At 64.8% G+C, this 19,673-nt stretch carries 19 protein-coding genes; 8 read left to right on the top strand and 11 right to left on the bottom strand.

Translation table 11 applies throughout. The annotated features are described in order from the left end of the window. Nucleotides 1-29: 29 nt before the first annotated feature. Nucleotides 30-2,132, bottom strand: coding sequence for an ATP-dependent DNA helicase RecG (recG, locus tag IY145_RS19285; RefSeq protein ID WP_196409688.1), 2,103 nt, complete (start codon nt 2,130-2,132; stop codon nt 30-32). Between the two features lie 49 nt (nt 2,133-2,181). Further along, nucleotides 2,182-2,955, bottom strand: coding sequence for an SDR family oxidoreductase (locus IY145_RS19280; RefSeq protein ID WP_196409687.1), 774 nt, complete (start codon nt 2,953-2,955; stop codon nt 2,182-2,184). Between the two features lie 390 nt (nt 2,956-3,345). Between IY145_RS19280 and IY145_RS19275 the strand changes: the two genes are divergently transcribed. After that, complete coding sequence (locus IY145_RS19275) at nt 3,346-4,029, top strand: outer membrane protein (protein ID WP_246722107.1); 684 nt, start codon at nt 3,346-3,348, stop codon at nt 4,027-4,029. An 89-nt stretch (nt 4,030-4,118) separates the two neighbouring features. Here IY145_RS19275 and IY145_RS19270 read toward each other — a convergent pair whose 3' ends face one another. Beyond that, nucleotides 4,119-4,262, bottom strand: a complete 144-nt coding sequence (locus IY145_RS19270) for a hypothetical protein (RefSeq protein ID WP_196409686.1) — start codon at nt 4,260-4,262, stop codon at nt 4,119-4,121. 278 nt (nt 4,263-4,540) lie between these two features. Between IY145_RS19270 and IY145_RS19265 the strand changes: the two genes are divergently transcribed. Together IY145_RS19265 and IY145_RS19260 are read left to right on the top strand one after the other, a co-directional pair. Beyond that, a complete protein-coding gene (locus tag IY145_RS19265; RefSeq protein ID WP_196409685.1) occupies nt 4,541-4,876 on the top strand; it encodes a hypothetical protein in 336 nt (111 codons plus the stop codon). Nucleotides 4,877-4,994: 118 nt separating this feature from the next. Continuing rightward, the gene (locus tag IY145_RS19260; protein ID WP_196409684.1) at nt 4,995-5,381 is read left to right on the top strand and encodes a hypothetical protein; all 387 of its coding nucleotides are present in this window, start codon (nt 4,995-4,997) and stop codon (nt 5,379-5,381) included. A 22-nt stretch (nt 5,382-5,403) separates the two neighbouring features. Here the strand turns inward: IY145_RS19260 and IY145_RS19255 are convergent, their stop codons facing one another. Genes IY145_RS19255 through IY145_RS19245 form a run of 3 tightly spaced genes read right to left on the bottom strand, consistent with a single transcriptional unit; the run spans nt 5,404 to nt 9,907 of the window. Continuing rightward, nucleotides 5,404-7,203 (bottom strand): serine/threonine-protein kinase, encoded by a 1,800-nt coding sequence (locus IY145_RS19255; RefSeq protein ID WP_196409683.1) that lies wholly within the window; start codon nt 7,201-7,203, stop codon nt 5,404-5,406. 12 nt (nt 7,204-7,215) lie between these two features. Beyond that, nucleotides 7,216-8,085, bottom strand: a complete 870-nt coding sequence (locus tag IY145_RS19250; protein WP_196409682.1) for a PP2C family serine/threonine-protein phosphatase — start codon at nt 8,083-8,085, stop codon at nt 7,216-7,218. Nucleotides 8,086-8,101: 16 nt separating this feature from the next. Continuing rightward, nucleotides 8,102-9,907: a trypsin-like peptidase domain-containing protein gene (locus tag IY145_RS19245; RefSeq protein WP_196409681.1), complete on the bottom strand. Its 1,806-nt coding sequence runs from the start codon at nt 9,905-9,907 to the stop codon at nt 8,102-8,104. 207 nt (nt 9,908-10,114) lie between these two features. On the opposite strand from IY145_RS19245, the gene IY145_RS19240 reads away from it, so the two are divergent. Beyond that, entirely contained in the window at nt 10,115-10,345 is a 231-nt protein-coding gene (locus tag IY145_RS19240) for a hypothetical protein (protein WP_196409680.1), read from the top strand. A 71-nt stretch (nt 10,346-10,416) separates the two neighbouring features. After that, nucleotides 10,417-11,994: a glucan biosynthesis protein gene (locus tag IY145_RS19235; protein WP_196409679.1), complete on the top strand. Its 1,578-nt coding sequence runs from the start codon at nt 10,417-10,419 to the stop codon at nt 11,992-11,994. A gap of 10 nt (nt 11,995-12,004) precedes the next feature. Here the strand turns inward: IY145_RS19235 and IY145_RS19230 are convergent, their stop codons facing one another. From IY145_RS19230 to IY145_RS19220, 3 genes are all read right to left on the bottom strand, one after another. Next, nucleotides 12,005-13,375 carry a glycosyltransferase family 1 protein gene (locus tag IY145_RS19230; protein ID WP_196409678.1) on the bottom strand — a complete coding sequence of 457 codons (1,371 nt, stop codon included), beginning with the start codon at nt 13,373-13,375 and terminating at the stop codon, nt 12,005-12,007. A 411-nt stretch (nt 13,376-13,786) separates the two neighbouring features. Beyond that, nucleotides 13,787-14,410: a copper chaperone PCu(A)C gene (locus IY145_RS19225; protein ID WP_196409677.1), complete on the bottom strand. Its 624-nt coding sequence runs from the start codon at nt 14,408-14,410 to the stop codon at nt 13,787-13,789. Nucleotides 14,411-14,493: 83 nt separating this feature from the next. Next, nucleotides 14,494-15,063: a hypothetical protein gene (locus IY145_RS19220; RefSeq protein ID WP_196409676.1), complete on the bottom strand. Its 570-nt coding sequence runs from the start codon at nt 15,061-15,063 to the stop codon at nt 14,494-14,496. A 236-nt stretch (nt 15,064-15,299) separates the two neighbouring features. Between IY145_RS19220 and IY145_RS19215 the strand changes: the two genes are divergently transcribed. Further along, nucleotides 15,300-15,791 carry a MarR family winged helix-turn-helix transcriptional regulator gene (locus IY145_RS19215; RefSeq protein ID WP_196409675.1) on the top strand — a complete coding sequence of 164 codons (492 nt, stop codon included), beginning with the start codon at nt 15,300-15,302 and terminating at the stop codon, nt 15,789-15,791. 117 nt (nt 15,792-15,908) lie between these two features. On the opposite strand, the gene IY145_RS19210 is transcribed toward IY145_RS19215, so the two are convergent. Further along, nucleotides 15,909-16,613, bottom strand: coding sequence for a hypothetical protein (locus IY145_RS19210; RefSeq protein WP_196409674.1), 705 nt, complete (start codon nt 16,611-16,613; stop codon nt 15,909-15,911). A 218-nt stretch (nt 16,614-16,831) separates the two neighbouring features. On the opposite strand from IY145_RS19210, the gene IY145_RS19205 reads away from it, so the two are divergent. Then, nucleotides 16,832-17,278 carry a hypothetical protein gene (locus IY145_RS19205; RefSeq protein WP_246722106.1) on the top strand — a complete coding sequence of 149 codons (447 nt, stop codon included), beginning with the start codon at nt 16,832-16,834 and terminating at the stop codon, nt 17,276-17,278. A 61-nt stretch (nt 17,279-17,339) separates the two neighbouring features. Here the strand turns inward: IY145_RS19205 and IY145_RS19200 are convergent, their stop codons facing one another. Further along, nucleotides 17,340-18,359 carry a polysaccharide deacetylase family protein gene (locus tag IY145_RS19200; RefSeq protein WP_196410621.1) on the bottom strand — a complete coding sequence of 340 codons (1,020 nt, stop codon included), beginning with the start codon at nt 18,357-18,359 and terminating at the stop codon, nt 17,340-17,342. A 188-nt stretch (nt 18,360-18,547) separates the two neighbouring features. On the opposite strand from IY145_RS19200, the gene IY145_RS19195 reads away from it, so the two are divergent. Then, complete coding sequence (locus IY145_RS19195) at nt 18,548-19,672, top strand: GNAT family N-acetyltransferase (RefSeq protein ID WP_196409672.1); 1,125 nt, start codon at nt 18,548-18,550, stop codon at nt 19,670-19,672. Nucleotide 19,673: the final 1 nt, after the last annotated feature.

Raw genomic sequence — 19,673 nt, 5'->3', positions numbered from 1 at the left:
ACGGCGCTTTCGATAAAGGGCCGGCGCGCTCATCCCGCCCGCAGCAGCTTCACCGCCTCGTCGCGCTCGAAGAGATAGAGCAGAACCCTGAGCGCCTCGCCGCGGGGGCTCGAAAGCTCCGGATCGCGCCGCAGGATCAGCTCGGCGTCGTCGCGCGCGGTGGCCAGCAGCCGCGCATGCGCCGTAAGATCGGCGAGGCGGAAGCCCGGCAGTCCCGATTGCCGCGCGCCCAGGATTTCCCCCTCCCCGCGCAGGCGCAAATCCTCCTCCGCTATGCGGAATCCGTCCTCCGTCTGGCGCAGCATGACGAGCCTCGCCTTGGCCGTTTCGCCGAGCGGGCCCTTATAGAGCAGCAGACAGGAGGATTTGCCGGAGCCGCGGCCGACACGCCCGCGCAGCTGATGCAATTGCGCGAGGCCGAAGCGCTCGGCGTGCTCGATCACCATGACCGTCGCCTCGGGCACGTCGACGCCGACCTCGATCACCGTCGTGGCGACGAGAATGCGCGTCGCTCCCGCCTTGAAGGCCTCCATTGCGGCGTCGCGCTCGGCGGTCTTCATGCGGCCGTGAACGAGGCCGACGCTCTCGCCGAAAATGCGCGCCAGATCCTCATGACGATCCTGCGCCGCGGCGAGGTCGAGATCCTCATTCTCCTCGACGAGTGGGCAGACCCAATAGACGCGCGCGCCAGAGGCCAGAGCGCGGCGCACGCCCTCCACCACATCACCGATGCGCGAGACGGGCAGCGCGCGCGTTTCGATGGGCGAGCGACCGGGCGGCTTCTCGTCGAGGATGGAGCTGTCCATATCGCCGAAATAGGTGAGCGCCAGCGAGCGCGGAATGGGCGTCGCCGTCATCACCAGAACATCGGCGTTCGCGCCCTTGGCCCCGAGCGCCAAGCGTTGCTGCACGCCGAAGCGATGCTGCTCGTCGACGACGGCGAGGCCGAGATCGGCGAAGGCGAGCTCGCTCTGCACCAGAGAATGCGTGCCGATGACGATATCGACGTCGCCCGCGGCGATCGTCTCGTAGAGACGCGCGCGCTCGGAGGGCTTGGCGCGGCCGGTGAGCAGCGCCAAGCGCAGCCCCGCGCCGTCGGCGAGCGGCAGCAGGCGCTCATAATGCTGCCGCGCGAGAATTTCCGTCGGCGCCATCAGCGCCGCTTGCCGCCCGCATTCGACGACGCTCGCCATGGCGAGCAACGCGACGATCGTCTTGCCGGCGCCGACATCGCCCTGCAGCAGTCGCAACATACGCCGAGAGGAGGAGAGATCGTCGCGTATCTCGGCGAGCGCGCGCTGCTGCGCGCCGGTGAGCGCATAGGGAAGCGCCGCCTCGATGACGCGCGCGATGCGTCCGTCGCCGGCGCTTTCGCGGCCCGGCGTGCGGCGCATTTTGGAGCGCACGAGCCGCAGCGCCAATTGCTGCGACAGCAATTCATCGAGCGCGAGACGCTGACGCGCTTTGCTCGCGGGCTCGATGTCCGATGGCGATTTGGGGTTCTGCGCCGCGGCGAGCGCCGTCGCGAAGTCGGGAAGGCCATTGGCGGCCAGCACGGAGGCGTCCTGCCATTCCGGCAGATGCGGCAGCCGTTCCAGCGCCCCCGCGACGGCGCGCTGCACGAAGCGTTCTTGCAATCCTTCCGTCAGGCCATGCACGGCCTCCGCCGGCGGCAGCTTGGCGAGGCCCGCCTCGTCCAGCACGCGGTCCGGATGCACGATCTGCCTGCGCCCATCATAGAGCTCGATCTTGCCACAGACCCAGCGCGTCGCGCCGATGGGCAGGCTGCGCTCGATCCAATCGGCGTTGGAGAGGAAGAAGACCAGCTCGGCGTCGCCCGTGTCGTCCTCGACGAGAACTTTGAACGGCGCCTTGGAATAGCGCCCCTGCGGCTTGCGATGTTCGGCGACGCGCACCTTCAGCACGACGACGCGATCCGTCGGCGCCTCGGCGATGGTCGGGCGCAGGCTGCGGTCGACGAGATTGATCGGCAGATGAAACAACACGTCGACGAGGCGCGTCTCCTTGCCCGGCCGCGCGAGCAGCCGGTCGAAATGCTTGGCCGTCTTGGGGCCGATCCCGGGAAGGGCGGCGGCGCGGCCGAACAGCGGATCGAGGATCGAGGGACGCATAAAGCGCTTTTTCCCCTATCGGAGGCGCTTTGTCATTCCCGGCAGCGCTCTAATCGGGCAGAACATCGGGCGTCTCCCAGGCGAGATGCTGGCCGCCGTCGACGGCGATCATCTGCCCGGTGACGCTGCGCGCCTCGGCGAGATAGACGACGGCGTCGACGACGCCCGAGACATCGGCCGCGCGACGCAATGGAACCCCGCGCGCCTCTGTCTCGAAACCCTTCTGCCCATGCACGGCGTTGGGAAACACCGGCCCCGGCCCCACGGCGTTGACGCGAATGCGCGGCGCGAAGGCCTGCGCCATGGTGCGCGTCGCCGTCCACAATGCGGATTTTGCGAGCGTATAGGTGAAATAGCGTGGCGTCGGCCGAAACACGCGCTGATCGACGATATTGACGATCGCCCCCTCGGCGTCTTCCGGCAATTGCGCCGCCATGTCGCGCGCGAGCAACAAAGGCGCGCGCAGATCGACGGCGAATTGCCGGTCGAACACATCGACGGTGAAATCCTGCGCCGCATCGAGCTCGAACACCGAGGCGTTGTTGACGAGCAGAGTGATGGGCCCGAATTGGCGCGCGGCGACGCCCATGAGCGCCTCTGTCTCGCGCGGGTCGGAGAGGTCGGCGCCGACAACCGCAGCGCGGCCGCCTTTGGCGCGGATCGCCTCGGCGGCGAGCTCCGCCTCCTCGATCGAGCGCTGCGAGGCGTGCAGCACCACAGGGCGCCCGGCATGAGCGAGCCGCGCCGTGATCGCCAATCCGATCCGCCGCGCCGCTCCGGTCACCAGAACCGGCCCCGAACCGCCTGCGCCGCCAGCGCTCATCGATCGAATCCCCATCTCTCTCGCGAGCAAGGCAATTCTCACGCCGCGACGCCGGGGTCAATGCGCCATCGAGACGTAACCATAAGCGATTTTACGCTTTATTAGGCAATCTGATCGCCTGTTTGCGATAGGATCGTCTGAAACAAAATCGATAACGACACGATAAATCCGGTTAATTCTAAATATATCATGGTTTCGACATAATCAATACATTCGAGATCGCTTTGGTTTTGCTTCCGGCCGAGCGCAGGCTCGGACGGCGCAACACTCCGTTAACGTGAACGATTTTAATTCGACCTAGCTCTGGCTGGGCCTTGCCCCTCGCCCGCCCCGAGTTTTGTGACCGCGAGCCGAAGGCCCCGAAGGCGCGCGAATGTGGAGTCGAGTTCGATGAGACCTATGCTGCTTCCCGCGCTGCTGGCGCCCGCCCTGCTCTGCGCCGGCGCGTCCGCCCTCGCCGCCGATCTGCCGCGACGCTCCGCGCCCGCCGCCGATTATTACAGCCCGCCACCCGCCTTCACCTGGCAGGGCTTCTACATCGGCATCAACGGCGGCTATGCGCTCGGCGCGTTCCAGAACGGCAGCAGCAGGCTGCTGGGCGAACCGAACGGGTGGGTCATCGGCGGCACGACCGGCTATAATCTCACCTTCGCTCCGAACTTCCTCGTCGGCGTCGAAGCGGATTTCGATTTCAACAGCTCCAAGGACGGTCGCTCGCCTTTCGCCGGCGTCTCCGGCAATGGCTCTGTCGACAATACGCTCACGATCCGCGCGCGCGCCGGCGTCACTGTCGATCGCGCATTGTTGTTCGTCACCGGCGGCTTCGCCGGCAGCAACACCACTGCGAGCGTGAACAATGCGTTCCAAGGCTTCTACGGCCAGCAGTCGAAATTCCTGGCGGGCTGGGCGCTCGGCGCCGGCGTCGAATTCGGCGTCGCGCCCAATCTCTCCGCCAAGGCGGAATATCTCTTCACCTCTGTCGGCGGCGATCGTTATTTCGATTTCTCGACCAATGCGCTGCAGACGAACATCGACACGTCGACGATCCGTGGCGGTTTGAACTATCACTTCTGACATGCGCGCCGATCCCGCCGGGAAGCGGGGTCGGCGTCATTCATTCGCATGAAACTCCATGAGCGAGCCGTTCGCGTATATCGTTCCGCTCAATGCCCCTGCGGCTTGCTCAATGCGCGAGAACCGGCTTTGAAAACCAGATAAGCGACGATCGACACGGAGACGACGGCGATGACGACGGCCTCCGCGAGCAAAGTGAAAACGATCGGATCATTGGCTCCGTAAGTGGACATTGCCGATTCCTCCAGTCGCCTGTGCGATATTTCGAGACGCCAGGCTTGCATGAAAGATTAGGCCTTCGACGCGACGCTCGACGAGCGCGCGCGTAGCCGCAGCGTCAAACAACCGCAGCAGCGCGAATGCTTTTGATTTACGTCAAAAGAGAATTTCGTCACGGCGACGAATGCGCCACACATCGCATTGCGCGCGCCTCTCGCCGACACGAATTGGCGACATAGTTTTCTTTCGTTCGCGCGCGTTTGTTCGCAGCGTAGACGAAGGAGATCGCATCATGAGCACAGTCGTCAGATTGTCGGCGGTCGGCGTGTTGGCGCTCGTCGTCGGCCCGCTCACTGTCGACGCCGCCATCGCCAGAGAAAAGCGATGTCGACAAGTCTGCGAAGAGAGAACCGAATATGAGCCGCCGCCATGCGAACAGAGGACGAGCTATGTGCGCCGCGTCGTCGAGCACAGGACGGTCTATGTCGCCCAGCCCGAGGTAGTGGCGACTCCAGTGATCGCATACCCTGCCTATACCTATGGATATGCCTACCCGTACGGCTATGGCGCGGGCTATGGCGTAATAGGGGCGAGCTTCGGCGGCTGGGGCTGGGGCTGGGGCTGGTAGCCCTCGCGGAGCGAGCGCGGCGCCTTGCAGCGCCGCGCACGAACCGACTCGAATACGCATTTGACAATGTCGAGACCACGCCTGATAGTTAAACTGGGGATTTTTCAGGCTGGCGAAGATGATCGACGAACATCACCGCGAATTTCATGGCGACGAATCCAATTCCGACGCTTCGTCGCAACTCACGCGCCGCGCGCTGCTGACGGGGCTGTTCGCGCTTCCGGTCGCCGTGCTCGACGCCGGCTCCGCCGAGGCTCAATATATCGGCTTCGGTCCATTCCGGCTGCATCTCGGCCCGACCGGCGGCGGTTATAACGGCGGCTATCCCTATCGCACGCGTCGTCCCCCACGGCAGGTCGTCCACCATCACGGCGGAGGCGGCGGCTCCCGCCACGCCTCGCGGCGCAGCCGTCGCGGCGGCAATGGAGGCGGCGGCGGCAATGGAGGCGATACGGGCGGCGGCGCCAACAGCAGCGCGACCGGGCTCGGCAAGGCGGATTACTGAAAAATCCGCCAAAGCGGCTCCATCAATATTTGCCGGATTTGCGAAGCGCGTCCAAAGCCTCGGCGGCGCCGGGAAAATCCTGCGCCTTGGCGAGGCGGTAGAGATCGCCGGCCTTCTTCACATCCTTCTTCAGAATATTCGGTACGCCCTTTTCATAGGCCTTGCCCAGCCAGAACTGGCCGCGGGCGTTGTTCTGCTCGGCCGCCTTCATGAACCAGCGAACCGCCTCCTCGAGATTCTCGCCGCCCTCCGCGTCGCCATTCTGATACATATTGCCGAGCATCGCCTGCGCGTCCGGAAATTCCTTCTCGGCCGATTTCTTGATCCATTTGAAAGCGGTCGGAAGATGCTGGGAGCGCCCCTGCCCTTTCAACGCAATCATGCCGACGATGAATTGCGCTTCTCTTTCGCCCGACTCGGCGAGGGGCTCGCCGATCGCAAAAGCGCGATCGAACTCTTTCTCCTTCAACGCGCGGCGCAAATCGGCGACCGTTCCGGCCGAGCCGAGCGAGGCCTTCTCGACGGCGGCGGTCTTCTGGCCCGGCACAGTGGACGGCTGGCAATCGGCTATGCTGAAGCCCTCGTTGCATTTGGGCTTGGCCGCCGGCGCATCCGTCATCAGCGCCGGCCGGTCGATCTCGTTTCGCACCTGCTTGATCTCGCCGACCTGGCCGTAATCATAAGTCTTCACCGTTTGACGGCGATCACTCTCCAGCTCCGTCGCGCGGCGGTCGCGCTCAACGCGATCGTCGCGCTTCTTCGCCCCGGCGTCGTCGCCGCCGAACAGCAGAGGCGCGACGGCCGCGAAAGCGACAAGAGCCACCGACACGCCCTGCAACGCCGGATGCAGCGATTTGAAGCGCCGGACCAGCGAGGTCGAGCGGCTCTTGGCGACGGCCAGAGCGACAGAGGGCAAGGAGGCGGCGGGGCTGGCGCTCGCGGTCTGCGTCGCGCGGTCGAGCAGATGCGCGGGGCTCTGGACGATCGCCGTTGCGTCCACGCGAAGGCTGGTCGCGCCGATCGCGTCGCTGAAGGCGCGGATCGACGGATAGCGCTGCTCGGGCCGCTTGGCGAGCGCCTTCATGATCGCCGCCTCGAGCTCCGGCGTCACGCCGCCGACGCGCGGCACCAGCGGCGGCGGGTCTCTGCTGATTTGGGCCTGCAGCAGCTCGACTTCGTCGAGCCCGGCGAAAGGCGGCGCGCCGGAGACGATCTCATAGAGCACGACGGCGAGCGAATAGAGATCGCTGCGCTCGTCGCCCTCGCTGCCGCGACGCTGCTCCGGCGCCATATAGAGCGGCGTGCCGATCGCCGTGCCGGCGCGCGTCATCCGCACGCTGCCCTGCACGCGGGCGATGCCGAAGTCCATGATCTTCACGCGCCCGTCATTGCCGATCATGAGATTGGACGGCTTAATGTCGCGATGGATCACGCCCATCTGATGTGCATAGGCGACGCCGTCGGCCGCCTGCGAGACGATGGCGAGGCACTCTTTGAGGCCGAGCGGTCCGCCGCGCTCGCGCAGCACGTCGTCGAGCGGGCGGCCGCGCACCAGCTCCATCACCATGAAGAGCTCATTGCCCTCGGGCAGCAGCGAATGGAGCATGGTGATATTGGGATGATTCAGGCGCGCGAGGCTCTGCGCCTCCGCCTTGAACCGCCCGACGAATTCCGGATCCTGCGTCAGCTCCGCGCGCAAGGATTTGATCGCCACCTCGCGCCCGTCGATGAAAGTGTCGGCGGCGGCGTATACTTTGCCCATCGCGCCGGAGCCGAGCAGCTCGACGATCCGGTAATGGCCGATCATTCTCTGGTCGCTCATGACCCTATGCCTCTATCGAACAATGACGACGCGCGTCGGCGGCGCGCCGTCCGCGACGACTGAAATCTTCTGCGTCGCGGCCTGATCGGAGCGCGCGCCCGGCGGCGCGACGATCCGAAACACGCCAACCGAAATATTGTCGTGCCCCCCCGCCGCGAGGGCGGCGTCCACCAGCAGCCGGCAGGACTCCTGCGGCGCGCGTTCGGGGACGATCGCGGCGAGCTCCACGTCGGAGACGAGATTGGAGAGGCCGTCGGAACACAGCACGATCGCATCGCCGATCGCGAGCGGCAACCCCTCCGACCAGATCGTCGGCGCGACTTCCTTGCGCGTTCCGACAGCCTGGAGAATGACATTGCCGCCGGGGCTGCGCTCTACCTCCTCTTGCGTCATCACGCCCTCGCGCACCAATTGCGCATGCAGCGTCTGATCGTCGGAGAGTTGCGAGACCTCGCGGCCCCTGACGATATAGGCGCGGCTGTCGCCGACATGGGCGAGCCACAGCCTGCCGTCGCGAATAACGACGGCGGTGCAGGTCGTGCCCATTCCCTTGCATTCGGGCTCGCGCGCGCTCTGCTCGAAGACGGCGCGATTGGCGGCATCGAAAGCGGCCTTCAGCGCGCGCGGCGGCTCGACATCGAGCGAATAGAACACGCGGCGCACCACTTCCGTAGCGAGGGCGCTCGCCACTTCGCCGGCCGCGTGGCCGCCCATTCCGTCGGCGACGATGGCGAGATAGCCGGATTTCGCTTCGGGCGCGTCCGGCGCCGGCGCGACAAAGGCCACGCTGTCCTCATTGGAGGAGCGCACGCGGCCGACATCCGTCCGCATCGCGCCGACGACGCGGAAAGCGCCCAAAGGAGCCTCGAGGCCCGTCGCCATTGTCCTCGACCTTCGATCAGTTGCGCTGCGCGCGCAGCAGGTCTCGCCCGAATTTGATCGGCACGGCGAGCGTCACGCGCGCGTCGCCGCGGCTACGGCTGTAGGTGAACAGGCCGATGACCTTGCCATTCGAGTTGAACACCGGGCCGCCGCTATTGCCGGCGCCCGTCGCCAGCACGGAGAGCTGAATGCGCTCGCCGGCGCTGGTCAGAGTAACGCCGTCTTTTTCCTTGAAGCCGGTCGACAGCTTCGAGACGATGCCGTCCGTCACCGTCGCCTCGGGAATGACCTCGTTCTGGACGCGCGTCAGGCCGTTCTCGACCGTGACCTGCCGCTGGACATTCTCGACCGAAATGCCCGGATAGCCGAGCACGATGACCTTCTCGCCGATCGTCACCTGATCGTCGTCGGCGAGCTCGACCTTGTCCAGCAGCTGCGGCGAGTCGATCTTGATGAGCGCCGCGTCGGAATCTGCCGAAGCGCGCACCAGAGTGGCGTTGACGCCGAGCCGCGCGCCGGGGAAACGCACCTCGAGCTGCTCGTTGCGGCCCTCGAATGTGCGCTGCTCATTGCGAGTCATGTCGGGAATATTGTTGCGGCCGATCGGAATGGCGACGCTCGACGGGAAAATGACGCCGCCCGCCTCGGGAACCCACATGTTCAAATCGGCGTAATCATCGGATTCGAGATCGATGACGCCATATTTGCGCAATTTGGCGTTCTTCGCGCCCGGACCACCGCCCAGATCGAAGACGAAGCCGAAGCGCCCCGACTCATAAGTCACTTTCCAGCCGGCCGCGACATGCTTGTTGGTGAGCAGATAGCCCTGCTCGTTGATGACGAAGCCGGAGCCGCGTCCGGAGCCGGCGATCTGCTGATTGGAGCGCTGATCGTCCTCGAGCGTCAGCCAGCGCACGACCTTGCCGTTGGGAAAGCGCACATAGGCCGGCAGCGTATCCTTGCCGATTCTGAACGTCTGATGGAAGATCGGCTTGCCGGTCTGCGTGTCGAAGAGACGCCAGCGCAGATCGATGCGCGCCGTCGCATTGGCGTATTTGTTGTAGATGTCGAGCGGCGTCATGCCGATGAGATTGGTCTTCACCTCGCCCTGAAGCGCCGCGGCGCGCTGATCGACATGCTTGGTGTCGGCCTTCACGTCGGCGAGATCGGCCTGATGACGCTCGTCGTCCTTGATCTGCTTCCAATAAACGGCGCCGCCGCCCAGCGCGATGAAAGCCAGCAGTCCCGCCGCCACCGCGCCCCAGGTGCGGCTCACGGAGCGGCGCTCCTCGACGATCAGCCGCTGCACCGTCTCCTGGCCGACCCCGGCCTTGTGCGGCGTCGCCGACGTCTTGGAAGAGGTGATCTCGGCGACGGCGGTCGAGGCCGCCGTCTGCGCCGTCTCGATCAGCCGCGTCGCGGCGGAATCGTCTATGCCGATGACGCGCGTGCGCGCCGCGAAGCTGGCTGGACGCGGCTGCAGATCGAATGTGAATTTCGGCCCTTTGGCGCCGCCGAGCTCGATCTTGTCCTCGGGCAGCAGCTCGGCCTCCTGCGAGATGCGCTGGCCGTTGAGGAAGGTGCCATTGCTGCTGTTGAGATCGAAGAGCTTGAACTTCACATTATCGCCTTCGCCTTCGATGCGGATCACCGCATGCTGGCGACTGACGACCCCGTCGATGGTGGGATCGAAGGCGATTTTCGAGGTCGGATCGCGGCCGATAGTTATCTCCTCGAGACCGCCGATCGGAAGCTGCTCGATCTGATTTGCCTTCGACCCGGACAAATGCCGAATGACGACGCGCTCGACGACTCCAACCATAGCCCCGCCCCTGAAAAAAAACGCGACTTTGTTTCGGCGCGCGGAAATCCAAAAATTGCGCCTATGTCGCCTCGATTTACACAATACCAGCGGCGCGAGCCGCCTCGCAAGGGGAGTTCGTCGGCGGCGTCGCCCGGCGACTTGCGCCGGGCGACGCGATCGTATAGCACGGTCGCGCTGGACGATGAGCGCGGAGTCCTTCTCCCGATGAGCAAGAAGCCCTTGAACCTAGTGCATTTGTCGACGCTGGTCGCGGTCGCGATTCTGGTCGGCACGGAGCTCGTCGGCGCCTCCTGGGCGGCCGGCTGGGCGCTCGGCGGCCTGTTTCAGCTCGACCCGGCGGTGAGCCGCATTTTTGAAATCGCCTTCGCGCTGGTGGGTTTCGTCGGCCTGTATTTCTTCATGCGCACCGCCGTCCGCCATGAACCGATACGCTGAGTTGCCGATCCGCTGATTTCACGCGCCTTCGGCCGACGACAGGCGTTCCCCCGCGCTGCGAGGCTCCCTGCATGATCGACGACACCGATCGCCGCTCCTTCCTCAAGGCCGCGGCGACGAGCGCGCTCGGCGCCGCCGGCGCGACCGAGCTCCACGCCCAGCCGGTTCCCGGCCGCCTCGATCTCGGGGCGCCAGAGCCCTTCTCCTTCGAGCGGCTGAAGGAGACGGCGCGTCGCCGCATCGCCGAGCCGTTTCGGCCGCCGAGCCAGCCCGATCCCGAGATCACCTCGAAGATCGACTATGAGGCCTGGGGCAAGATCAGCTACGACACGAATTACGCGCTCACGACCGGCGCCGGCCGCTTCCCGGTCGAATTCTTCCACCTCGGCATGTTCTTCAAAAAGGCCGTCCGCATGTATGCGGTCGATGGCGGCCAGGCGCGCGAGGTGCTCTACAATCCGAAATATTTCGACATGCCGGCGGATTCGATCGCGCGCCGGCTGCCGCCGGGAGCCGGCTTCGCCGGTTTTCGCATCCAGGAGCCGAAAGACGGCCCGCTCGACTGGCGCAAGAACGATTGGGTCGCCTTTCTCGGCGCGTCCTATTTCCGCGCCATCGGCGCATTGCGCCAATATGGGCTCTCCGCCCGAGGCGTCGCGCTCGACACTTGGGTCTCTGGCCGACCGGAAGAATTCCCGGACTTCACCAATGTCTATATCGGCCCGGAGACCGAGGACGGGCTGACGTTGCATCTCTTGCTCGAAGGCCCTTCCATCGTCGGCGCCTTTCGCATTCTCGCAAAGCGCGGCAAAGGCGTGGTGATGGACGTCGATTGCTCGCTGCATTTACGCGGAAGCTTCACTCGCTTCGGCATAGCGCCGCTCACCTCCATGTATTGGTTCTCCGAGACCAAAAAGCAGACCGCCGTCGATTGGCGCCCGGAGGTGCATGATTCCGACGGGCTCGCAATGTGGACCGGCCGCGGCGAACGGCTGTGGCGGCCGCTGAACAATCCCGACCGCGTGATGGCTTCGGCCTTCTCGGACGAAAATCCGAAAGGCTTCGGCCTGTTGCAGCGCGACCGCAATTTCGATCATTATCTCGACGGCGTGTTCTACGACCGCCGCCCGAGCGTGTGGATCGAGCCCAAGAGCGATTGGGGCAAGGGCGCCGTGCAGCTCGTCGAAATTCCGACCGACGACGAGATCCACGACAATATCGTCGCCATGTGGGTTCCGGAAAAACCGGCCGTCCTCGGCTCCTCTTTCGATTTCTCCTATCGTCTTCATTGGCTCGCCGACGAGCCCGCCCCCACGCCGCTCGCGCGCTGCGTGGCGACGCGGCTCGGCAATGGCGGCCAGCCCGGCAAGGCGCGGCCCAAGGGCGTGCGCAAATTCATGGTGGAGTTTTTGGGCGGCCCGCTCGAGCGTCTGCCCTTCGGCGTGAAGCCCGAGCCGGTGCTGTGGTCCTCACGCGGAACCTTCTCCTACATCTACACAGAGGCCGTCTTCGACGGCGTGCCCGGCCATTGGCGGGCGCAATTCGATCTGACGGTCGAAGGAAACGATCCTGTCGAAATGCGCCTCTTCCTGAAGCACAAGGACGAAGTGCTGTCGGAGAATTGGCTCTACCAATATCACCCGTTCTGAGGCGCAGCGCTCAACGCGCCGCGTCGAGCCGCAGGGGATAGTCGCCCTCCCGCAGAATGCGCGCCAGCGCCTCTGCGGACCGGCGCCAGGACAATATGTCGCAGGCCTGCGCAGGGGTAGCCGGCGTGGCGAGCGCCTCCTTCATACGGGCGAGCAGAGCGTCGCTGTCCGCCGGATCGAAATAGGAGACCCAATCGCCGCCGACCTCCCGGAACACGGGAATGTCGCTCGCGATCGCGCGCGCGCCGAAATGCGCGGCCTCGACGAGCGGCAGGCCGAACCCCTCCGCGATCGAGGGAAACACCAGCGCGCGCGTGCGCTCATAGAGATAGCGCAGATCGGCGTCGCTCGCGCCCTGCAGCCAGAACAGGCGCCGCCCGAATTCCGCATGTCCGACGATGCGCCGCTCGAGCGAACGCACATTCCAGCCCTTGGAGCCGACAATGACATAGCGGACGTCGGCGCCTTCCTTCCACCAGCGATCGAAGGCGCGCAGCGCGACCGCATGGCCTTTTCTCGGCTCGAGCGTGCCGACGCTGAGGAAGAGCGGCTGAACGCCCGCGGCCGCCTCGACCGCGCGCGGCGACGGCGTCTCGCCGCGAAGCGCCGAGAAATCTGCGCCGAGCGGCCACCAGCCGAGCCGCAATCCAGGCTTGCACGGCAGCCGCCGCCCCCGCGCATAGGCCGCGAAATCGTCGACGACGGCCTTCGAGATGCCGATGATCGCATCGCTCTTTCGGACGAGCAGATCGAACCATTCCACAAAGGCGAGATGCGCCGATTGCGTCACGACAGAAGGGTAGAGGATCGGAATGAGATCATACAGGCAACCGATGGTCTCGCCGCCCGCCTGCGCCACCCGATCGATCATCCGCGAATATTCCGCGGTGAGATGCCAGCCCGCGTCGAGCAGCAGAAGCTTGTCGCCGGCCCCAGGCGTCACCTCATCGGGTAGATTTTCATGCGTGAAATGGGAAAAAAGACGCCCATCCTCCATGAAAACGGGAATTCCAGCGCCGCTCTCGACCATCGCGCGCGCGATCTCGCGCACGACGCGCTGAATGCCGGTGCGGCCGATGGTGCGATGCGTCGCCGTCATGTCGACGAGCAACCGGCCGCTGGTCGCTGGAGGGGGAATATCGCCCGCCAGAGCGGTGCGCCACGTCGTCGCCTTGTCGGCGCTCGGCTTGCGCCACACTCCGTCGTGTAGCCGGCCGAGACCGAGCAGGCGCGTCGCCGTCCAATAGAACTCCCGCGCGCGGGCGTAGACGAATTTCGTGTAGTCGTCGACCTCGCTATGGGCGAGCTCGTCGATCTCCGCCTTCATCTCGTCCAGAAGAAAGGCCTCGATCTGGCGTTCGCCGGTCTTTCTGTCGACCATAAGTTCGCGACCTCACTATCGTCGCGCGGACAATAACGTCATGGTCGAGCAACGCCAAACGCGCGTCTCGGCGAAGGCGACGCCGAATGCGAAAACGCCGGCCATGATCGCTGGATCGCGGCCGGCGTAGCGCGAGCGAGAGCGTCTCGCTCAGAACGCCCCGTGCGAAATGATGGGAGCGTAGTGGATCAAGGTCAGGATCAGCGCGATCGCGCCGATGAACCAAGCCAGAGACTTGACGATGTCCTTCCCGGAAGTCTGCAGAGCCATTTTCTTCTCCATTAGACGCCGCCGCTCGTTTTTTCGATTTGGCTGCGTGCAGAGGCGTCGAGACGTCGCAGCTTGATCTATCGAATGGCGACATATTTCGTCGCGCGCAAGTTAATTTTTCGAGCAGGTCCGGAAAATGGCTCACTGCGCCTGCTGCGGCTCGCCGACGTCCGGCCGAGCCTCGCCCTGCCCCTTCATCTCCTCGTGGCCCGAGCGATGATCCTCTCTATGCGCGTCGCCCTCTCGAGGCGCTTCTGCGGCTCCGCGCCCATGCGCCTTCTCCCAACGCTCCATCGCCTCCGCATCATGCGCATGCGTGGCGTCGGGCGCGTCGATCGCAGCGTCGATCTGCAATTCGCCGGCCTTTTCGAACAGGAGAGTGAGCTCGAAGCCCCAGCCGACCGGATTGATCTTCTCGACGCCCGAGAGATGAATGTAGGAGCCCCCGGGCGCGAGAGTCACTTTCGAGCCGACAGGAAGGAAGATCGCATCTGTCGCAACGGCGAAATGCGGAGCGACATGCAGATCGAAGCCGCCGATCTCGGAAGATTTTACCCCGATCAGACGATCGGGCGCGTCGCCGCGATTGTAAACCACCATGAAGAGATTGGCGTCGCTCTCGCCGTCGCGCGGCGCGCGCAGCCAGGGATGCTCGACCTTGAGCCTGCCCTTTTCATATTCATGCGCGTTCGCGAGGCCGAAACCGCCGGCCGCGAGCGCGGCGCCTCCGGTCAGGAACAGAACGCGCCGTCGATCGATGGACATGGCCGCCTCCTTTTCGGCGAGCCGCGGGGTCGCGGCGTCGCTCGTGACGACGAAAGCGCTACGACAAAAGCGCTCCTCCGCGATCAGGCTCGCGGCGGCTTCGCCTTGAAGGAATTCTTGTACCAGAGTCCGAATCCGACCAGTCCCAACGTCGCAAAAAATGTCGCGATAGTGAGGTCACGCGTCTCGGTCTCGCCGACCGAGAAGGGAAAGCGCGAGACATAGTCTTTCGATCCGTCCTCGTTCCGCGCCTTCACCAATCCGATGAACTTGCCTTTTTGCTTGAAGTCGTATTCGAAGTTGAGCGTGCCGGTGCGATATTTCTTCGGCGGCACATAGGTCTCCGTGTTCTGCTCGAGATTTTCGTCGTCGCTGGACTGACCGACGTCACGCAGGATGCGAATCTCCAGATTCATGTCGCGCAGCTCGTCCTGCACCGCGTCGAGGACGATGATTGTCGGACCGACATCGGGAATGTCGTCGCAGAATTGCTCGCGCGACTTCAGCGGCTGATAGCCGGTGAAGTTCATTTGATCGGGCCCGATCTTCATCTTGCATTGGCCTTCGTCGATGCTGACGCCGCCATGCGCTTGCGCCTGCGTCGCCCAGCCGATGCTCGCGAAAATCACGGCGGCAAAAAATCGGACGATCATCGTATTCCTCCCGGTCTCGCACGTCATTCGCGCGCGCGTTTCGTTCGAGCGACGCCGCCACTCGGACACACATCGTTATACGATGGATATATGTGTCGTGTCACGATATAAATGCAAGACGCGTTGCGCGCGCAAGGAGCGGGCGGCCAGGCGGACGCCTTGACCAGACGCAGGGCGAAGGTCATCATGCGCGCTTGGCCGAAGATCGCGGCAGCGAATCCGAGGGAGCGAGGAAAATGTCGACGGCGCTCGAGAGCCGCCCTCAGGAAGCCGACGAAGACAGCCGCCCCTCGGAGGAGGAGCTTCGCGCGCTCGCCAATTTCCGCTACGCGCTGCGGCAGTTCCTCGCCTTCAGCGAGCAGGCGGCTTCGGATGTCGGCCTCACCATGCAACGCTATCAGGCGTTGCTCGCTATAAAGACCTTTCGCGCCGGGGCCCATATCAGCGTCGGCGAGCTCGCCGAGCAATTGCTGATCCGCGATCATAGCGCCGCGGAGCTGGTCTCGCGCCTCGAGCAAGCAAAGCTCGTCAAGCGCAAGAACGACCCTCTCGACCGAAGGCGCTCACTCGTCGTATTGACCACGCTCGGCGACCGCCGACTGGCGCAGCTCGCTTTCGTGCATCTGCGCAAGCTGCATGCGGAAAAGAGCGCCTTTCTTCGTCTCTTCGAGACAGAGCACAAAAGCGACGACGCGCCGCGCGTCGATGCGTCCAGCGGTACAGCGTAGCGCCGACGCGGTCTCTCTCCCAGTCGAATGTCCCGCATCTGATGACCGTCACGATAGCGCGACGACCCCCGGAGCCGTCTGCGTCGACGGCTCCGAGAGACGAGCGGCAAAGTCGGATCAGGACTGCGACGACGACCAGGGGCGCATGAAGCTCAGCACCGTCGCGCTCAGCGTGCTGCCGGTGAGCACGACGGTCGCGCCGAGCGCCAGCAGAGCGACGAGATTGAGCACGAGATCATTGCTGCTTCCCGCCACCGCGAGAACGCCGAGCACGATAGCGCCCAATCCGGCCAGCGCCTGAATTCCCGCAGAGCCAGAGGCCATCTCGCTCGCCAGAAATTCGCCGCCGACATTCTGCGATTGCGAGGCGGAGGCGTCGTTCCTCGCCTGCGCATGACGTAACGTATAGAGGTGCCAGACCGCATTGCTGCTGAGCACGAGCGCGGTTCCGAACGCGATCGTCGCGATCGGCGTCAGCACGCCGGAATTAATGCCGAGCAGCGAGAGCACGCCGAGCACAATTCCCGCCGCTCCGACGAGGAAGACAGCCGAGAGGCTGCCGCCTCCGAAGTGTTCGAAATTCGCGGTTTTCGCGCCCGCGGGAAAGATGATCTGCGCATATTCGGACAGCATCGTGCCGCCTTGAATGAGCAGTGCGACGCCGAACACGATCGTCGCGATGCCGGCCATCAGCGGCGGATTGACGCCGGCGAGCCCACAGACGGCGAGGACTATTGTTGCGATGCCTCCCACCGCATCGACGAGGCCGCCATAAACTGCGGCGTTTTCTTGCGCTGTCGCCTCTCGGAAGGTCATGGACATGAGGACACTCCATTCCAGCAGCCCGTCCTGCAACCCCGCGCAGCATCTAGTTGCGCTGTCCGAGCCGGCAAGAGCGACGATCGCGCCGTCGACGAAAGCGTCGCCGTCCGCGCTCCGACATCGAAATGACCGCAGGAACCAATCCCAGCCGAACGTGTTCAGTGGAGTCGGGGATTTGTTTTGTCGGGCGGCCGGCCCCATTGGCGACGGAGGGCGTGATGAAATACAGAACTCTCGAAGAAATCACTAAACTTGCAGGAGTCGAACCCGTCGAAGCGCGGCGCGAAGAAGCCTCGCTGCGTCGCGCGCGGCTCGAGCGGCTCGCCTCGTTGATCGAAGCGCATGTCGGACGCATTCGCCTGTTCTCGATGATGGAATATGTCCCCGTCAAGGAGCGTGTGAAATTGCGCCAGGACGAGTCGCCCTTGTCGATCGCCTTTCGTGACGCCCTCTTCCGCGAGCAGGGTTTGAAGGGCGACAGGCTCGGCGACGCGATCGATTTCTTCCAGCTGTCCATGCGCGAGGCGCATCACATTTTCTGCGATTGCAATTATTCGGGCGCGATCACACCCGCCGCCGTCTCCGCCCGCGCGCGCGCGGTCGCCGAAAAGAAAACGCTCGGCGAACTATGGCGAGGCTTCACCCGGCGTCTCGGCTTGGCGTGATTTGGTCCGACACGGCGAGAAGGGCGGGATTTTCGAAAAATCCACTTTTTCGAAATCCTGCTCAAGCCGCCGTCACGCGGCGTCCCGCATTCATCAGCGCGAAGGGCGCGCCGGACAGAAGAATGTCCAAGGCGGCGAGCGATTGGTGCCGCCCATTCACCGAGAGTCGCGGCAGCGCCGAGAGATGATCTCGGTGCTCGGGGAAGATCATGCCGGGACGCGTCGTCACCGCGCTCGTGAAGCCGAGTCGCGCCGCGAGCTCGAATTCTCTTTTCCCCGCCGATGTCGGATCGCCGACCGGATAGCAGAAATGCGGAACCGGCTGCTCCAGCTCTGCTTCTAGGCGCAGCCGGCTCTCGGCCATTTCGAAGATCGCGCTCGCACAATCGACCTTGGCCAATCGCGCATGAGTCACCGAATGCGCGCCGATCGTCGCGAGCTCGTGTCGCGCCAGCGCGCGCAGCTCGCTCCATCCAAGGCACAGGCGCCGCGTCAACGCATGAGGCTCGAGCCGCGCCTCGGCGGACAGAGCGGTGACGACGCGCAAAAGCTCCGCCTCGTCGCCCGCCCGCAATTGCGCATAAATTTCGGCGAAGGCGCTGCGCTTCTCCGCCGCCGTCGCCGTATCGCAGCACACGCGCCGTCCGCCGGCGATCACGTCGAGCCGATCGAGACGTCGGACCGCCTCCTCGAGCTCGACCCACCACAGCCGCGCGGAAGCGTCGGCGTATCCGGCGGTCAGATAGAGGACGAAAGGCGTGCGATGGCGCTCCAGCACAGGCAGCGCATGCTCGACGAAATCGCGATAGCCGTCGTCGAAGGAGAGCACCACGAAAGGCGCTCCGGGCGCGCCCTCGCGCAGCCGCGCCAGCGCTGTCTCCAGCGAAACGATCTCGACGCCGCGCTGGCGCAGCCACGCAATCAGCGCATTCAGGAATTCCGGCGTGATCTCCAAAGGCTGATTGGGCTCGAAGGCCTGCTCGAGCCGCGGCCGCACGCGATGAAACATCAAAATCGCGCCGAGCCCGCGCGTAAAGGGCTCGGCCAAACGGTGGGCGCCGCTCGCACGGAAGAATTCCATGCCTGCTTCAATCGCCAATCGACGCCATTTCGTCACGGCAGCGCCTCCCGCGCAATTCGTCTCGTCGCGTCACCATCTCGAGGTCTCGTTGACCTTTCCTTGCTAGTGTCACGAAGAAGCGCAAACATCAGCAATGCGGCGAGGATATGGTTAACGCAAGAGCTGAAAATCTCAGAGTAGAAAATCTCATGGAGCTTTCGCGGTTCGAAACGGCCGTCGACGAAATCTCGCTCGATGTCTTCACCTCTTTCGAAGACGCGCGCGAAGATTGGGAGGCTCTGTTCGCCGACGCTCCGGTGAGCGCCTATCAGTCCTTCGGCTTTGCGCGCGACTGGTTCGAGACTTTCGGCCGCGCGCGGGGCCTCACGCCGATGATCGTCGTCGCACGGCCCGCCGCCGGCGCGCGCCCGCTCGTTCTCGTCGGTCTCGCGACCTCCCGTCTCGGGCCGCTGCGCATCGCGCAGTTTCTCGGCGGCAAGGAGAGCAATTTCAATCTCGGGCTTTTCGCCGCGGACGCGCGCTTCGACGCGGACGCCATTCGCGCGCTGTTGCGCCGCGCCGCCCGCGCGACCGGCGTCGATCTCTATCGGCTCGGCAATCAACCGCAAGCTTTCGAGGGCGTCGCCAATCCGCTCGCCCTTCCCGGCGCGGCACCCAGTCCGAGCTTCGCCTATGGGACGACTTTGCCCGCGACGGCGAGCGAGCTCGATATGCGCTTTTCGAGCGACGCGCGGAAAAAGCTGCGCAAGAAGCAGGCGCGGCTCGAGAAGATGGGCGCGCTCGTCTTCGAGCATTGCGCGACGGGCGCGCGCAGAGGCGAGATCCTCGAGGTTCTTCTCGCGCAGAAGGCCGAGCGGCTGCGGGATGCGTCTTTCGACAGCGGCGCGATGCGCGATTTCGTCCTCGGCCTCTGCGGCGGCGCGCTGGAGACTCACGCGCTGACGCTCGACGGTCGCATCATCGCGACCTACGCCGGCTTCACCCATAGCGGACGCTTCTCCGCAATGCTCAACTCCTTCACGGCGGAGGAAGAGATCGCGCGCTCCTCGCCGGGCGACCTCCTGCTGCATTCGCTGCTGCGCGGTCTCGTCGCGCGCGGCGTCGGGCGTTTCGATCTCGGCGTCGGCGAAGCGCGCTACAAAAACGCCGTCTGCGACGAGACGATCGCGCTCGTCGACGCCGTCGTTCCGGCGACGCCGCTCGGCGCGCTCGCCGCGCCCGTCCTCGCCGCGCTCACGCGCGCAAAGCGCGCCGTCAAGCAGAACCCGCGCCTCTTCGCGTCGCTCGCGCGGCTTCGGCGCCTCGCGCGGTAAT

The organism is Methylosinus sp. H3A, from assembly GCF_015709455.1.
GTDB lineage: Bacteria > Pseudomonadota > Alphaproteobacteria > Rhizobiales > Beijerinckiaceae > Methylosinus.
Note: the sequence above shows the minus strand (reverse complement) of the source record. Positions and strands in the feature narration are given on the sequence as shown.

What these genes read in the sequence shown, in the direction of transcription:
- IY145_RS19265 (WP_196409685.1), top strand. Translation starts at nt 4,541, where the DNA reads ATGAGCACAGTCGTCAGATTGTCGGCGGTCGGCGTGTTGGCGCTCGTC.
- IY145_RS19225 (WP_196409677.1), bottom strand. Translation starts at nt 14,410, where the DNA reads ATGTCCATCGATCGACGGCGCGTTCTGTTCCTGACCGGAGGCGCCGCG.
- IY145_RS19235 (WP_196409679.1), top strand. Translation starts at nt 10,417, where the DNA reads ATGATCGACGACACCGATCGCCGCTCCTTCCTCAAGGCCGCGGCGACG.
- IY145_RS19275 (WP_246722107.1), top strand. Translation starts at nt 3,346, where the DNA reads ATGAGACCTATGCTGCTTCCCGCGCTGCTGGCGCCCGCCCTGCTCTGC.
- IY145_RS19215 (WP_196409675.1), top strand. Translation starts at nt 15,300, where the DNA reads ATGTCGACGGCGCTCGAGAGCCGCCCTCAGGAAGCCGACGAAGACAGC.
- IY145_RS19205 (WP_246722106.1), top strand. Translation starts at nt 16,832, where the DNA reads ATGAAATACAGAACTCTCGAAGAAATCACTAAACTTGCAGGAGTCGAA.
- IY145_RS19245 (WP_196409681.1), bottom strand. Translation starts at nt 9,907, where the DNA reads ATGGTTGGAGTCGTCGAGCGCGTCGTCATTCGGCATTTGTCCGGGTCG.
- IY145_RS19200 (WP_196410621.1), bottom strand. Translation starts at nt 18,359, where the DNA reads ATGGAATTCTTCCGTGCGAGCGGCGCCCACCGTTTGGCCGAGCCCTTT.
- IY145_RS19195 (WP_196409672.1), top strand. Translation starts at nt 18,548, where the DNA reads ATGGAGCTTTCGCGGTTCGAAACGGCCGTCGACGAAATCTCGCTCGAT.
- IY145_RS19240 (WP_196409680.1), top strand. Translation starts at nt 10,115, where the DNA reads ATGAGCAAGAAGCCCTTGAACCTAGTGCATTTGTCGACGCTGGTCGCG.
- IY145_RS19210 (WP_196409674.1), bottom strand. Translation starts at nt 16,613, where the DNA reads ATGTCCATGACCTTCCGAGAGGCGACAGCGCAAGAAAACGCCGCAGTT.
- IY145_RS19260 (WP_196409684.1), top strand. Translation starts at nt 4,995, where the DNA reads ATGATCGACGAACATCACCGCGAATTTCATGGCGACGAATCCAATTCC.
- IY145_RS19250 (WP_196409682.1), bottom strand. Translation starts at nt 8,085, where the DNA reads ATGGCGACGGGCCTCGAGGCTCCTTTGGGCGCTTTCCGCGTCGTCGGC.
- IY145_RS19220 (WP_196409676.1), bottom strand. Translation starts at nt 15,063, where the DNA reads ATGATCGTCCGATTTTTTGCCGCCGTGATTTTCGCGAGCATCGGCTGG.
- IY145_RS19255 (WP_196409683.1), bottom strand. Translation starts at nt 7,203, where the DNA reads ATGAGCGACCAGAGAATGATCGGCCATTACCGGATCGTCGAGCTGCTC.
- IY145_RS19230 (WP_196409678.1), bottom strand. Translation starts at nt 13,375, where the DNA reads ATGGTCGACAGAAAGACCGGCGAACGCCAGATCGAGGCCTTTCTTCTG.
- IY145_RS19280 (WP_196409687.1), bottom strand. Translation starts at nt 2,955, where the DNA reads ATGAGCGCTGGCGGCGCAGGCGGTTCGGGGCCGGTTCTGGTGACCGGA.
- IY145_RS19270 (WP_196409686.1), bottom strand. Translation starts at nt 4,262, where the DNA reads ATGTCCACTTACGGAGCCAATGATCCGATCGTTTTCACTTTGCTCGCG.
- recG (WP_196409688.1), bottom strand. Translation starts at nt 2,132, where the DNA reads ATGCGTCCCTCGATCCTCGATCCGCTGTTCGGCCGCGCCGCCGCCCTT.